This is a genomic window from Streptomyces sp. NBC_01429, from assembly GCF_036231945.1.
Taxonomy (GTDB): Bacteria; Actinomycetota; Actinomycetes; order Streptomycetales; family Streptomycetaceae; genus Streptomyces.
In genome coordinates this window covers 7317759-7331827 of record NZ_CP109599.1, presented here as the reverse complement: position 1 = coordinate 7331827, position 14069 = coordinate 7317759, and the positions used below count along the sequence as shown (strand labels likewise).

Below are 14069 nucleotides of genomic sequence, written 5' to 3'. Positions count from 1 at the left end.
TTGAGACCGTCCGTGTCACGCTTTTGAAGATACGCATTATCGCAATGCGTGCCCAGACAGGAGCAGACGATGACCACTCCCCATGCCGAAGGCGCCCACCTCAGCCGTCGCCGCCTTCTCGGCGCGGCGCTCGCGGCCGGCGTCGTACTGATCGCCGAGCCCACCGCCGTGACGGCCCACGCCGCGACCGGCGATGTCACCCTGACCGCAGGCGGGATCAGCCTGCTGGCGAGCGTCGGCGGCCGACTCGCCATCCGCGACGCCGCCGGTGTCACCCGCAGCGCCGGGTCGAAGTTCCAGATCAAGGACCAGGTCACCGGCATCCACCTGTCGACCGGCGGCACCCCCGCACTGGCCGCCCTGCCGGACGGGACACCGGCGATCCGGATGGACTACACCTTCGACGCCGCCGCCGGGGCGACCGCCATCACCGGCTGGTTCAGCGTCAGCACCGGTCACGCCCGGCTGGAGTGGCGGATCACCGGCGCGGACACCCTGGTGCCGGACGGCTTCCTGTTCAGCCGGGCGGTCCAGGCGCCGACCGCGCCCGACGACTACATCGCGATCACCGAATGGGTCCGCGACACCGGCGGCGGCATCCCCTACGAGGAAACCGCCGGCGTCGCCCACACCTCGACCTGGGGCAGCCTGCACGGGCTGTTCCTGCTGGACCGCTCGCGCCAGGCCTGGACGAACGCGACCTGGATCCACGCTCCGGGAACGGCCGACCCGGCCGGCGGGTGGACCAGCGCGGCCGACTTCTTCTTCTCCGAGACCCGACCGTCGGCCACGGCCACCATCGGCCGGGGCGTCGAACTCGGCCTGGAGCTGACCACCGACAGCGACTTCAACCTCTACGACGCACCCGGCGAGCCGATGCGGCTCACCGCCCTGGTGGCCAACGGCGGGGCCGCCCGTACGGCCGAACTGAAGCTGTCCGTAAGGGACTTCGACGGCGCGCAGCTCGCCGCCACCACGGTGACCGGCAGCATCACCGCGGCGGGCACCTGGCAGCACACCTTCACCGTGCCCGCGCCGGCCGCCGGCATCGCGTTCGCCGAGGTCGTCGTACGGTCCGCCGGCGACGAGGCGTTCGCCCGGACCAACCTCGCGACCCTGCCGACGTTCACCTACCAGGCCGGCGCGGACAGCATGTTCGGGGTCGCCAACTACCCCTGGCTGCAACGGCCCAGCGCCGACGCCGTACTCGACCTCTGGCAGCGGGCCGGCATCTCGCTGGTCCGGATCGCCTACGACGGCGGCCCGGGCCTGCCGCCCTCGGCCTTCGACGCACGGGGCATGCGCCACAACATCGAACTGCAGCCGTCGCTCGACGCGACCGACACCGAGGCCACGGCCTGGGCGGCCGACAAACTGGCCGTGGCAGAAGGCGCCGGAGCCCGCTATTTCGAGGTCGGCAACGAACTGAACCGGCCGTTCAACACCGGAACAGCCGCCCAGGCATACCTGGACAAGGCATTGCGCCCGGTCTTCGACCGGCGGGCCGTGACCGGCGACGCCGTCAAGCTGATGAACAACGGACTCGCCGGGATGGACAAGCCCTGGGTGGAGAACTTCATCGCCGCCGGCGGCTGGGACCTGATCGACGCGTTCGCCTACCACCCCGGCCGCGGCAACTTCACCCCGGACTACATACCGCCGGGGAGCGACTGGGACACCGGCGCCGAAGGCACGTACTGGAACTTCTACGGCGGTCTGAAGCAACTGAAGGCGCTGATGGCGCAGCACGGCGAGAAGGAGATCTGGCTGACCGAGGCCTACGCGCCGACCAAGCCGAACAGCTGGTGGCACGACACCTACCGGCACGCCGCCGAGAACGTCCTGCTCACCCTGGCACTGGCGAAGGCCGAAGGCGTCACCTGCGTGTGCTGGTACCAGTTCCACGACAGCGTGCTGGGCATGCCGCAGGTCGCCGACCCGGACAACGCCGAATACCACTACGGGCTGATGAACCGCGACCTCAGCCCGAAGCCGTCCCTCCTGGCGTACGCGACCGCGGCCCGCGCACTCGACCAGGCCACGTTCCAGGGCCACTTGGCCTTCCCCGACCCGCAGACCTTCGGCCTGTGGTTCGACACGCCCGACGGCCCGGCGGTCGTCCTGTGGAACCGGGCCGACGGCTATCTGCTGAACACCTCCGGCACACGCACCGACTGGCACTTCCCCGCGCCCGAGGTCTGGACCGACCCGTGGCCGACCAAGACCCTCCTCAAGGTCACCGCAGACGACTCCGTGCGCGAGGTGGACGCCATCGGCCGCAGTCGGCAACTGCCACCGGCCCGGGGCCAGGTGACACTCACGCTCGACGGCGCGCCGCGCGTCTTCTACGGCCTGACGCCCATAGCCGGGCCCAGCGCCAACACCCTGCCGGGCTGCTGCTGACGACAGTGCCTATGAGGCAGCCGTCGATGAGGTGTGGTCGGTACTGGGTCTTCTTGAGGCTGGACTCCACGGCGGTGACGAGCTGGTCAAGGCCCGCCTTCCTGCGGGTTGAGGTCAGGTGCGTAGGACGGAAGGTGGAAGACGGTCAGCCAGTCCTCGTTCGCTGCGATGAATTCCTTCATCTGCGGCATGTGAGGTTCCCCCGTCCAGTGGCAGGCCGGGAACCCGGACTTCGTGATCGTGGGCGATGCGGGCTATGACGTCACCCGCCTGGCCTGGGTCCTGCGTGACCTGCCGGTCGAACTGGTCGGCCGCGTCCGCTCCGATTTCTCCACCACATACGGCCACGACCTCACCAACTGGCCGGGCCTCCCCGTACTCACCAGCCTCCGCGACCTCCACACCCTCGGCACCTTCATCCGCCGCACCGAACAAGGCGACACCGAGGCCGCTGCCCAGCTCGCCGTCCGGCTGAACACCCTGGATCACGGCCATCGCACGGCAAGCTGGGCGACGCGCTGAGGGCCCTGCGCGGGCACCCCACAGTCAGCCTCGGACCTCCCTGACCACGGGCTCCCTGCTCCGCCCGTCCCTGTTCAGGGCGGCGTGAAAGCCTCCGGGTATGAGCTACGACCTTGCTGTCCGGGAAGGCGAACGGCCGGCGGACGACAAGACCGCCGGTCAGGTCTTCAGCAATCTGTACGACCGCTACATCGACGGCGAAGCCGAGGAGTCGGCGTCCGAACGCATCACGGCCTACGTCACCGCGCTTCCTCAGCGGTGGTCCGACATTACCGAGGACGAGGAGGACACCTCGCCCTGGTCGTCCGGCCCGTTGACCGACGAGGCCAGTGGCCCGTTCATCTACTTCGCGATGCGGTGGAGCATGGCCGAGGATGCCTCGGCCTACGCGGCAGCCCTGGCGAATTCGATGGGGCTGATCTGTTTCGACGTCCAGCAGGACCAGCTCCGGCCCTGAGCGGCAGGTACTGAGCAGGGTGGCCACTCGGCGGTAACCGATGAGCAACGCAGCCATGCCGACCTGTTCACGGTCGATGGGCCCGTGGGAACCAGCCGACACCTCGCCCCGCGACCAAACCCTGACGTCGTATGCCGTGCCACTCGGCCGGGTTCGATCGATACTGGAACCGGGCGGCAAACCGCCGCGCCGCACCGCCTCCCAGGGAGCTGACCATGCACCAGAGAAGTCGGCACGAGGTCAGCACCGATACCGCCGGACCCGGCTCCGCAGCACCGGGCACCGCCCAGAGCACAGAGCGCCCACACACGACCTGACCTGCGCGAAGTCTGGCCATAGGCACAGCCGTCAACCTACCCAGGAGGCACCCATGAAGATGCTCATCAATGTGCCGGAGACCGTCGTCGCGGACGCGCTGCGCGGGATGGCCGCCGTGTATCCGGGGCTCACCGTCGATGTGGACAACCGGGTGGTGGTACGGCGGGACGCGCCGGTGGCCGGGAAGGTGGGGATCGTCTCCGGGGGCGGTTCGGGGCATGAGCCGTTGCACGGGGGGTTCGTGGGGCCGGGGATGTTGTCGGCCGCTTGCCCCGGGGAGGTCTTCACCTCGCCCGTACCCGATCAGATGGTGCGTGCCGCCGCGGCGGTCGACAGTGGGGCCGGGGTGCTGTTCATCGTCAAGAACTACACGGGCGACGTACTCAACTTCGACATGGCCGCCGAGCTGGCCGAGGACGAAGGCGTCCAGATCGGAAAGGTGCTGGTCAATGACGATGTCGCGGTGACCGACAGCCTCTTCACGGCAGGACGGCGCGGTACGGGCGCGACCTTGTTCGTGGAGAAGATGACCGGGGCGGCGGCCGAGGCGGGGGCGCCGCTGGAACGGGTCGAGGCGATCGGCCGGCGGGTGAACGCGAGCGCGCGGAGCTTCGGGGTCGCCCTGAGCGCCGTCACCACGCCCGCCAAGGGCAGCCCCACCTTCGACCTGCCGCAGGGCGAGCTGGAGCTGGGCATCGGAATCCACGGCGAACCGGGCCGCGAACGTCGCGCGATGATGACCTCCCGCGAGATCGCGGACTTCGCCGTGGACGCCGTACTGGAGGACCTGCGCCCGTCGGGTCCGGTGATCGCCCTGGTCAACGGCATGGGCGGGACGCCGCTGCTGGAGCTGTACGGGTTCACGGCCGAGGTGCACCGGGTGCTGGGCGAGCGGGGAGTCGCGGTGGCCCGTACGCTCGTCGGCAACTATGTGACCTCGCTCGACATGGCGGGCTGCTCGGTGACCCTCTGCGAGGTCGACGAGGAGCTGCTGCGGCTCTGGGACGCGCCGGTGGAGACCGCCGCGCTCCGCTGGGGCCGCTGAAGCCCGCTGCGGCCGGACGGAGAGGGCAGCAGCACCCGCAGGAGCCGCGAAGACGACACGGACGGACCGTACGGGGCGAGGAGATCACGTGGCCGACCAGACAGCAGACCAAGAAAACGAACAAGCGCTCGATACCGCCTTCTTCCTCCGCTGGCTGACCACCGCCGCGGAGGCCGTGGAACGCGAGGCGGCCCAGCTGACCGAGCTGGACTCCGCCATCGGCGACGCCGACCACGGCAGCAATCTCCAGCGCGGCTTCCGGGCGGTCACGGCCACGCTCGCCGAGGAGCCGCCGGCCTCCCCCGGCGCTGTGCTGGCGCTGGCGGGCCGACGGCTGATCTCCACCGTGGGCGGCGCGTCCGGACCGCTGTACGGGACGCTGCTCCGGCGTACGGGCAAGGCCCTCGGCGACGCGGCCGAGGTGACGCCCGCGCAGCTGGCCGAGGCGCTGCGCGTGGGCGTGGCGGCCGTGGCCCAGCTGGGCGGCGCGAGGGCCGGGGACAAGACGATGCTGGACGCGCTGGAACCGGCGGCCGGGGCGCTCGGCTCCTCGTACGCGACGTTCGCCACGGCGGCCCGGGCGGCCCGGGACGGCGCCCTCGCCACCGTGCCCCTCCAGGCGCGCAAGGGCAGGGCCAGCTACCTCGGTGAGCGGAGCATCGGCCATCAGGACCCGGGGGCGACCTCCTCCGCCCTGCTGATCACCGCGCTGGCCGATACGGCGGAGGCGCCGGAGGATGAGAGCCGATGAGCATCGAGGCGCCGGTCGGGATCGTTCTCGTCTCCCACAGCGGTCCGGTCGCCACCGCCGTCGCCGCGCTGGCGCGCGGGCTGGCCGGTGGCGGGGAGACCGCCCCGGTGGCGGCCGCGGGCGGCACGCGGGACGGCGGACTCGGCACCAGCTCCGACCTGATCGCGGCCGCGGCGGCGCAGGTGGATCGCGGCGCGGGCGTGGCGATCCTGGTCGACCTCGGCAGCGCGGTCCTGACCGTGAAGGTGCTGCTCGCCGAGGGCGACGAACTGCCGGAGGGGGCACGGCTCGTCGACGCGCCCTTCCTGGAGGGAGCGGTGGCCGCGACGGTCACCGCGACCGCGGGCGGGGATCTGGACGCGGTGGAGGCCGCCGCCGCGGAGGCGTACCGGTACCGCAAGGAGTGACCCGCCGCGCGGTGAGCCGGTACGGAGCAGCGTGCAGGTACGGAGCCCCGTACCCGCCACCGCTCCCCCGGCACCCGCATCGCCCGCCTTGCTGATCGTCCGTTCCGGGCTCAGGCTCGGTCTGGGGCGACGAGACGGGAGAGTGTGCGCGCATGAGGTCGGCCGGAACGTCTGACGGATCACCGGGCGGGCCGTTGCGCTGCCTGGTCACCGGAGCCACCGGGTACATCGGGGGCAGGCTCGTGCCCGAGCTGCTGGACGCGGGCCACACGGTGCGCTGTCTGGCCCGTACCCCGCAGAAGCTGCGCGACCACCCCTGGGTGGAACGCACCGAGGTGGTACGGGGCGACGTCACCGACACCGCGTCGCTCGCCGCGGCCATGGAGGGCGTCGACGTCGCGTACTACCTGGTGCACGCCCTGGGCACCGGACCGGACTTCGCGGCCACGGACCGGCTGGCCGCCAGGACCTTCGCCGAACGGGCGAAGGCCGCCGGGGTCGGGCGCGTCGTCTATCTGGGCGGGCTCACCCCCGCCGGGGTGCCGGAACGTGCCCTCTCCCCGCATCTGCGCTCGCGTGCGGAGGTCGGCCACATCCTGCTCGGCTCCGGGCCGCCGACCGCGGTGCTGCGGGCGGCGGTCATCATCGGCTCCGGTTCCGCGTCCTTCGAGATGCTGCGCTATCTGACCGAGCGCCTGCCGGTGATGGTGACGCCCAGCTGGGTGCGTACGTCCATCCAGCCGATCGCCGTCCGGGACGTGCTGCGTTATCTCGTCGGCTGCGCCACGCTGCCCGGCACGGTCCACCGGGCCTTCGACATCGGCGGGCCCGAGGTGCTGACGTACCGGGACATGGTGCAGCGGTACGCGGCGGTCGCCGGGCTGCGCAAGCGGCTCATCGTTCCCGTCCCCGTGCTGACACCGACCCTCTCCAGCCACTGGGTCGGTCTGGTCACCCCGGTCCCCCGGTCGATCGCCCGGCCGCTGACCGAGTCCCTGCGCCACGAGGTCATCTGCCACGAGAAGGACATCGCGCGCTACGTGGCCGATCCGCCGGGTGGTCTCATCACCTTCGACCGCTCGGTCGAACTGGCGCTGCGCCGCATCCAGGACGCGCGGGTGGCGACCCGCTGGTCGTCCGCCGCGCTGCCGGGCGCGCCCAGCGACCCGCTGCCCACGGATCCGGACTGGGCGGGCGGCAGCCTGTACACCGATCGCCGCCGGATGACCGTGGCCGCCTCGCGGGCGGCGCTGTGGCGGGTGATCGAGGGCATCGGCGGGGAGAACGGCTGGTACTCCTTCCCGCTGGCCTGGGCGGTACGGGGTTGGCTCGACCGGTTCGCGGGCGGTGCGGGGCTGCGCCGGGGGCGGCGGGACGCCCAGCGGCTGCGGGTCGGTGACTCGCTGGACTTCTGGCGGGTGGAGGAGATCGAGCCGGGCCGGCTGCTGCGGCTGCGCGCGGAGATGCGGCTGCCGGGGCTCGCGTGGCTGGAGTTGCGGGCGGACCGGGACGACGACGGCCGTACGGTGTTCCGGCAGCGCGCGCTGTTCCATCCGCGGGGGCTGCTGGGGCACGCCTACTGGTGGAGCGTATGGCCCTTCCACGCGGTGGTGTTCGGCGGGATGGCCCGCAATATCGCGCGAGCGGCCGGTGCGGCGGAGAACGGGGCCGGAACCGGCGGTGGTCCGGCCGGCGGTCCGGGCTGCGGCCCGCCGGCCGGACCGGTGTGAGCGGCGCACACCGTCCGGGACCAGGTCACAGCTGGGTGGCGGCCCGCAGCACGAGGAAGAGGGCCACGGCCGCGTTGGCCGAGGAGAGCGCGGACGAGAGCGTCCCCGCCGCCGCCGCCCACACGGCCAGGCCCGCCGCCGTACCCACCGGCGGCCAGCGCACCGCCGAGGGCGCCGGTCCCAGCAGGGCCGCCACCCGGCGCGGGACGGGTCCCGGTTCCGGCGGGGCGACGCCGGCGAGCGTCGGCGCGGGCGCGGGCCGGGAGACGAGGGCGGCCTTGCCGATGGCGCGCGCCACCACCGTACGGTTCTCGGTCGCCCCGGCCGCCTCCTCGTCCGCCCACCGCTCCGTGGTGTAGGCGACGGCCGAACCCAGCGGGCGCAGCAGCGGGTTGGCCCGCGCGGCGAGCCGTACGGTCAGCAGGAAGCGGTGGTGGCGCCCGGCGAGATGCGCGCGTTCGTGCGCGACCAGCGCCTCCCGCTCCCTGGCGTCGAGACACGCGAGCATGGCCGTGGACACCACGATGCGCCCGCGTCCGCCGGTCGCCGTACGCGGGCGGGCTCCCGTGCCCGGTCGCGTACCTGGTTCCGTGCCCGGTCCCGGTAGGGCGCCGGGCAGCGCGTAGGCGTACGGCGCCTCGTCGGTCAGTACGGCGAGTTCACCGGCGGGCAGCCCGGCGAGGGCCGCCCGCGCCCCGCGCAGGACGCGGCGGTGGCGCAGGACGACGGCCGCGCAGCAGACGGCGACCGCGGCGAGGGCCGCCATGGCCGCCTTGCCCGCTATCCGGTCGTACGGGACGGCCCGCCGCACCTCCGGGTCGGACCAGGCGTCGGGCAGGGGGTTGCCGGCCAGCTGCGCGGTGCCGACCACCACCAGCAGCCCCAGACAGAGCGTGCTGCACACCGCGAGGACGGCGGCGAGGACGGAGAGCAGCCGGGTGGCGAGGCGGGGGTGCAGATGCAGCTCGGCCAGGCGCGCCACGGGCAGCGCGGTCAGGGGCAGGACGAGCGGAAGGTAGACGAAGACCCCCATGCCCGTCAGCCCTCCGTTCCGTCCCCGTGCAGCCCGGGTCCGTCCCCGTGCAGCCCGGGTCCGTCCTCGGGGAGCCCGGTTCCGTCCTCGGGGAGCCCGGTTCCGTCCTCGGGGAGCCCGAGCAGGTCGCGCAGCAGCCGTTCGTCGTCCGGGGAGAGCGTGGTGACGAACCGGGCCAGCACGGCGCCGCGATCGGCCTCCGCGTCCAGCACCTTGCGCATACGCAGGGCGGCCAGCCCCGCTCCGTCGGAGGCCGCGCGCCACTGGAAGGAGCGGCCCGCGCGCTCCCGGGTGACGGCGTGCTTGGCGTGCAGCCTGGTGAGGATGGTCATCACCGTGGTGTAGGCCAGGCCGCCGCCGAGCCTCCCCCGCACCCAGGCCGCGTTGACGGGCCCCGGTGCCTGGCGCAGCGCGCCGAGGACCTGGGCCTCCAGCTCGCCCTGGCCGCGCCTGCGGGGACGTTCGTCCCGACTCGTCTGCGTCCTCACGGTCGTCTCCCTCCGGCCACGTGGCCGCACACCACGGGCAAGCGGTACATGGTACGGAGGCGGCGGGCCGGCGGGCGGAAGCGCACCGGACGTGCCGCCGGTGGCGGCCGTACCTCTCCTGCCGACCGTACCGCCCTACCGTCGTACCGCCGCGTCCGTACGGCCCGTACCGCCGTTACACGCGACAAGCCGTGCGCGGACGTCGACGGAAGTGTTCGCGTCGGTGCCCGCGCACGGCTCGGCGGTTCTGGCCGCGGTCAGCCGTGGCTGGGTGCCGTGTCGTTCGGCTCCGGCGCGGCGCTCTCCGCCACACCGGTGTCCGGCAGGGGCTTCTCCAGGATGGAGGGCTCGGCGGCAGCGGCGGCCGGAGCGAGGGGCGCCGCGGGGGCGGGCGTGCGCGTCAGGCGCCGGGCCAGCGGTTCCGTCCAGCGGGCGGCCAGCGGGCCGAGGATCACGAGGATCAGTACGTACGCGGTGGCCAGCGGCCCGATCCGCGGTTCCACGCCCACGGCGAGACCCGCGATGACGATGGAGAACTCACCGCGCGCCACCAGGGTGCCGCCGGTGCGCCAGCGGCCCGCCGTTCTGACTCCGGCGCGCTTCGCCGCGTACCAGCCGGTGCCGATCTTCGTCAGCGTGGTGACGGTCGCCAGGATGAGCGCCGGGACCAGCACCGGCGGAATGGCGGCCGGGTCCGTGTTGAGACCGAAGAAGACGAAGAAGACGGCCGCGAACAGGTCACGCAGGGGCGCGAGCAGATTGTGCGCGCCCTCGGCGACCTCGCCCGAGAGCGCGATGCCGACGAGGAACGCGCCGACGGCCGCCGAGACCTGGAGCTCCTGGGCGACTCCGGCGACCAGCACGGTCAGGCCGAGCACGACGAGGAGCAGCATCTCCGGGTTGTCGGAGGACACGGCGCGGCTGATCAGCCGGCCGTGCCGCAGGGCCACGTAGAGGACCGCGCCGACCGTACCGAGCGAGATCAGCAGGGTGAGGCTGCCGCCCGCGAGGCTGAGCCCGGCGAGCAGGGCGGTGAGCAGGGGCAGGTAGACGGCCATCGCCAGGTCTTCTATGACCAGGACGCCGAGGATGACGGGGGTTTCCCTGTTGCCGAGCCGGCCGAGATCGCCGAGGACCTTGGCGATCACCCCCGACGAGGAGATCCAGGTGACACCCGCCAGGGCCACCGCCGCGACCGGGCCCCAGCCCAGGATCAGCGCGGCGGCGGCGCCCGGTACGGCGTTCAGTACGAAGTCGACGATGCCCGAGGGGTACTGGGTCTTGAGGTTGGAGACCAGTTCGGACGCGCTGTACTCCAGACCCAGCAGGAGCAGCAGCAGGATCACGCCTATCTCGGCGCCGGTGGCGACGAACTCCTCACTGGCGTTGAGCGGGAGCAGGCCGCCGTGCCCGAAGGCGAGTCCGGCGAGGAGATAGAGCGGGATGGCCGAGAAACCCACGCGGCCGGCGAGCCGGCCAAGGATTCCCAGGCCGAGGATGATGGCCCCGAGTTCGATGAGCAGTGCGGTGGTTTCGTGCACGGGCGCTTATCCTCCGGTGATCAGTTCGGCGACGGCGTCCACGCCTTCCCTGGTGCCGACCACGACGAGCGTGTCCCCCAGAGCGAAGCGGAAGTCCGGGGTGGGCGAGGGGAAGGCGTCGGTGCGGCGCAGGACGGCGACGATGGAGGCGCCGGTGCGGCTGCGCACCTGGGTGGCACCGAGGGTCCGGCCCACATAGGGGGACCGCTTGGTGACCGGGATGTGCTCGGTGAGCAGGTCGATCTCGAATTGCTGGTGCAGGTGCGCGACGGGGTCGGGCGCCAGCAGCTTGGAGAGCGCGCTCGACTCGTGCGGTGCGAGCGGCGCCGCGTCCCGGCAGTTGTCGTCGTCCTCGGGGTCGTGGAAGGCGAGGATGCGGCGCCCGTCCTGGTGCACGACGACCGACAAGTGCTTGCCCGCTTCGGTGTTCAGGTCGTAGCGGGTACCGACCCCGGGCAGGGCGGTCTTGCTGACGTGAGCTGTGGGCTCCATAGGAAATGCTCCATGCGGGCGTGGGCGTGACGGTGTACGGGCATGACGGCCCCCGATGCGGCGGGCGGGCGGTGGGGCTGGATGCGTTGCCCACCGCCGGACAGGGATTCTCCATCATGCGCCGCGGTGAAGCACCGGTAAGGGCACCCTCGACGGGATCGACGCGGCACGGGCCGACCTGGTGCGGCGGTACAGCAGGGGTGCGCGCATGTGGAACCGCCCCTCCGCCCCCGCGTAAGTCGACTGTCAGCTCTGCGATCCGAGTAATGGGGAAGCCATCGCTCAAGGCAGCGTTGGTCACCCGAACGCCATTTTAACGTAAAATAATTTGTACGCGTTGGTCGGCTATACGACGAAAAGGGCCTCGGTGTCGAGGCCCTTACCGTCAATTTCCCGTATGAAGTCTTGCTCGTCCTACGGAGCGGTGCTCATCTCTCGTCGGGGTGCGGCGCGATGCCCTGCCGGACCAGGTCCCGGTCGGGGTCGAAGAGGTGCGCGGCGGCTCCTGCCAGTACGAGCCCGGCCGCTATCAGCAGTCCATGACCGATGACGATGCCCAGGGCGAGTCCGGCGAGCGCGACGGCGAGCATGGTCCAGGCCGTGCCGCGGCGGTATTCGCGCGGGCTGCACGGGGTGCCGGTCCGCAGGGCGTGCGCCAGGCGGGGGTCGTCCCGGCGCAGCCGCTCGGCCAGGTCGCCCAGCCGCTGGTCCTCGTTGGTCGTCATGACCCGTCCTCCCCTGCCCGTCTCCATCTGCCGTCGTCGGTGCCGTCCCGTGCCGCCCTGTGCCGTGCCGCCCTGTTTCGCCCGCTCGCCCGGCCGTACGTCGCGTGGCCCGCATCCCGGCCGCCCACCGCGTTCCCGTACACCCGTCCGCCCCGCTGTTCCCGTAACTCCGCCCCTACACGATCACCCGCCGGGGCGTCCGGGCACCATCCGCACCGGCACCCAAATACGGGGGTGGCCGACATGTAGACGAGGGGGGTGGGACCCCCATCGCGGCGGGCGCGGCGGGCGGGCCCGAGGAGCCGTTGTCGGGACGGCCGCCCCGGGCGGGCGATAGTGGGGGGCCACCCACTGTGAGGAGGCCGTGCCCCGTGTCCCTGTTCTGGCGGATCTTTCTGCTCAACGCCGCGGTGCTGTTCGCGGCGACCGCCCTGCTGCTCCTCGGCCCCGTCACCATCTCCGCCCCCGTCCTGCTGACCGAGGCGCTGATCATGTCGCTGGGGCTGGTGGCCATGCTGGTGGCCAACGCCGCGCTGCTGCGGATCGGGCTCACTCCGCTGCAACGGCTCACCCGGGCCATGACCACCACCGATCTGCTGCGTCCCGGACGCCGTCCCGTGGTGTCGGGACACGGCGAGATCGCCGAACTGATCATGACGTTCAACACGATGCTGGACCGGCTGGAGGCCGAACGGGCGGCCAGCAGCGGCCTCGCGCTCTCCGCCCAGGAGGCCGAACGCCGCAGGATCGCCCAGGAGTTGCACGACGAGATCGGCCAGACCCTCACGGCGGTCCTGCTCGAACTCAAGCGCGTCGCCGACCGGGCGCCCGCGCCGCTCAGGGCCGAACTGCACCATGTGCAGGAGACCACGCGGGGCAGTCTGGACGAGATCCGCCGGATCGCCCGGCGGCTGCGCCCCGGGGTGCTGGAGGAGCTGGGGCTGATCAGCGCGCTGAAGGCGCTGACCAACGAGATCACCACGCACAGCCGGCTGACGGTCCGGCACGGCTTCGACAGCGCGTTGCCGCCGCTGGGCGAGGACGTGGAGCTGGTCGTCTACCGGGTGGCCCAGGAGGGGCTGACCAATGTCGTACGGCACGCCGACGCGCGTCAGGTCGAGTTGACGCTCCGGCGCACGCCCTCGGGCGTGGAGCTGCTGCTCAGGGACGACGGCCGGGGCATCGGTACGGCGACGGAGGGCGCGGGCATCCGCGGGATGCGCGAACGGGCCCTGCTCATCGGCGCCGACGTCTCCGTGGAACGGGGTCCGGGGCGCGAACGCGGTACGGACGTACGGCTGTGTGTGCCGATCAGCGCCGCGGGCACCGGCACAGGCCCCGGCACCGACACCGGCCCCAGCCCGGACCCCGGCACACCCGGGGAATCACACCGTGCGCACGGGCCGGCCGCTCTCGGCGGACCCGGCCCGCTCGGCCGGGACACGAACGGAAACAGCACAGGAAACGGGGACAACCGACCATGACCGAGACGACACCGACCCGCATCCTCCTCGCCGACGATCACGCGCTGGTCCGCCGGGGCGTCCGGCTGATCCTCGACAACGAGCCGGACCTGACGGTGATCGGGGAGGCCGGCGACGGCGCCGAGGCCATCGAGATGGCCCGCGCCGACCGGCCCGACCTGGCGATCCTGGATATCGCGATGCCCCGGCTGACCGGACTCCAGGCCGCCCGGGAACTCTCCCGGCTGCAACCGGAGACCCGCATCCTGATGCTGACGATGTACGACAACGAGCAGTACTTCTTCGAGGCGTTGAAGGCCGGGGCCAGCGGCTACGTCCTGAAGTCCGTCGCCGACCGCGACCTGGTGGAGGCGTGCCGGGCGGCCATGCGCGACGAGCCGTTCCTCTACCCCGGGGCGGTGACGGCCCTCATCCGCAACTACCTCGACCAGGTTCGGCAGGGTGACAGCGTGCCGGACAACGCCATCACGCCACGTGAGGAGGAGATCCTCAAGCTGGTCGCCGAGGGGCACACGTCCAAGGAGATCGCCGGAATGCTGCTGATCAGCGCCAAGACCGTCGAACGGCACCGCGCCAATCTCCTCCAGAAGCTGGGCCTGCGGGACCGGCTGGAACTGACCCGTTACGCGATCCGATCCGGCCTCATCGAGCCGTGAGGTTTGACGGGCGTTTC

General features: G+C 72.2%; 13 protein-coding genes and 2 pseudogenes. 9 read left to right on the top strand and 6 right to left on the bottom strand.

Going from position 1 to position 14069, the window contains the following annotated elements; translation table 11 throughout:
- Window positions 1-69: 69 nt before the first annotated feature.
- Complete coding sequence (locus tag OG627_RS32310; RefSeq protein WP_329071221.1) at window positions 70-2403, top strand: hypothetical protein; 2334 nt, start codon at window positions 70-72, stop codon at window positions 2401-2403.
- Window positions 2404-2407: 4 nt separating this feature from the next.
- On the opposite strand, the pseudogene OG627_RS35590 reads toward OG627_RS32310, so the two are convergent.
- Window positions 2408-2585, bottom strand: a pseudogene (locus OG627_RS35590) (IS630 family transposase); the annotation flags it as partial.
- Between the two features lie 25 nt (window positions 2586-2610).
- On the opposite strand from OG627_RS35590, the pseudogene OG627_RS32305 reads away from it, so the two are divergent.
- The 6 genes and pseudogenes from OG627_RS32305 to OG627_RS32280 form a co-directional block, all read left to right on the top strand.
- Window positions 2611-2730 (top strand): annotated as a pseudogene (locus tag OG627_RS32305) (transposase); the annotation flags it as partial.
- Window positions 2731-3025: 295 nt separating this feature from the next.
- Complete coding sequence (locus tag OG627_RS32300; protein ID WP_329071219.1) at window positions 3026-3382, top strand: hypothetical protein; 357 nt, start codon at window positions 3026-3028, stop codon at window positions 3380-3382.
- A 370-nt stretch (window positions 3383-3752) separates the two neighbouring features.
- Window positions 3753-4745, top strand: coding sequence for a dihydroxyacetone kinase subunit DhaK (gene dhaK / locus OG627_RS32295; RefSeq protein ID WP_329071217.1), 993 nt, complete (start codon window positions 3753-3755; stop codon window positions 4743-4745).
- An 88-nt stretch (window positions 4746-4833) separates the two neighbouring features.
- Window positions 4834-5496, top strand: coding sequence for a dihydroxyacetone kinase subunit DhaL (dhaL, locus tag OG627_RS32290; protein WP_329071215.1), 663 nt, complete (start codon window positions 4834-4836; stop codon window positions 5494-5496).
- The gene (locus tag OG627_RS32285) at window positions 5493-5903 is read left to right on the top strand and encodes a PTS-dependent dihydroxyacetone kinase phosphotransferase subunit DhaM (RefSeq protein ID WP_329071213.1); all 411 of its coding nucleotides are present in this window, start codon (window positions 5493-5495) and stop codon (window positions 5901-5903) included. The genes dhaL and OG627_RS32285 overlap by 4 nt, the downstream gene beginning before the upstream one ends.
- A 152-nt stretch (window positions 5904-6055) precedes the next feature.
- Window positions 6056-7633, top strand: a complete 1578-nt coding sequence (locus OG627_RS32280) for an SDR family oxidoreductase (protein ID WP_329071212.1) — start codon at window positions 6056-6058, stop codon at window positions 7631-7633.
- Window positions 7634-7658: 25 nt separating this feature from the next.
- On the opposite strand, the gene OG627_RS32275 is transcribed toward OG627_RS32280, so the two are convergent.
- The 5 genes from OG627_RS32275 to OG627_RS32255 form a co-directional block, all read right to left on the bottom strand.
- A complete protein-coding gene (locus OG627_RS32275) occupies window positions 7659-8666 on the bottom strand; it encodes a M56 family metallopeptidase (protein ID WP_329071209.1) in 1008 nt (335 codons plus the stop codon).
- 5 nt (window positions 8667-8671) lie between these two features.
- The gene (locus tag OG627_RS32270) at window positions 8672-9154 is read right to left on the bottom strand and encodes a BlaI/MecI/CopY family transcriptional regulator (protein ID WP_329071207.1); all 483 of its coding nucleotides are present in this window, start codon (window positions 9152-9154) and stop codon (window positions 8672-8674) included.
- Between the two features lie 257 nt (window positions 9155-9411).
- Entirely contained in the window at window positions 9412-10695 is a 1284-nt protein-coding gene (locus OG627_RS32265; protein ID WP_329071205.1) for a cation:proton antiporter, read from the bottom strand.
- 6 nt (window positions 10696-10701) lie between these two features.
- Complete coding sequence (locus OG627_RS32260; RefSeq protein WP_114625400.1) at window positions 10702-11187, bottom strand: cation:proton antiporter regulatory subunit; 486 nt, start codon at window positions 11185-11187, stop codon at window positions 10702-10704.
- A 428-nt stretch (window positions 11188-11615) separates the two neighbouring features.
- Window positions 11616-11912 (bottom strand): DUF3040 domain-containing protein, encoded by a 297-nt coding sequence (locus OG627_RS32255; RefSeq protein ID WP_329071202.1) that lies wholly within the window; start codon window positions 11910-11912, stop codon window positions 11616-11618.
- A gap of 371 nt (window positions 11913-12283) precedes the next feature.
- Here OG627_RS32255 and OG627_RS32250 point away from each other — a divergent pair, with 371 nt between their 5' ends.
- Both OG627_RS32250 and OG627_RS32245 read left to right on the top strand, forming a co-directional pair.
- A complete protein-coding gene (locus tag OG627_RS32250) occupies window positions 12284-13396 on the top strand; it encodes a HAMP domain-containing sensor histidine kinase (protein ID WP_329071200.1) in 1113 nt (370 codons plus the stop codon).
- On the top strand, window positions 13393-14052 hold the full coding sequence (locus OG627_RS32245) for a response regulator transcription factor (RefSeq protein WP_329071198.1): 660 nt from the start codon (window positions 13393-13395) through the stop codon (window positions 14050-14052). Before OG627_RS32250 ends, OG627_RS32245 begins: the two co-directional genes overlap by 4 nt.
- Window positions 14053-14069: the final 17 nt, after the last annotated feature.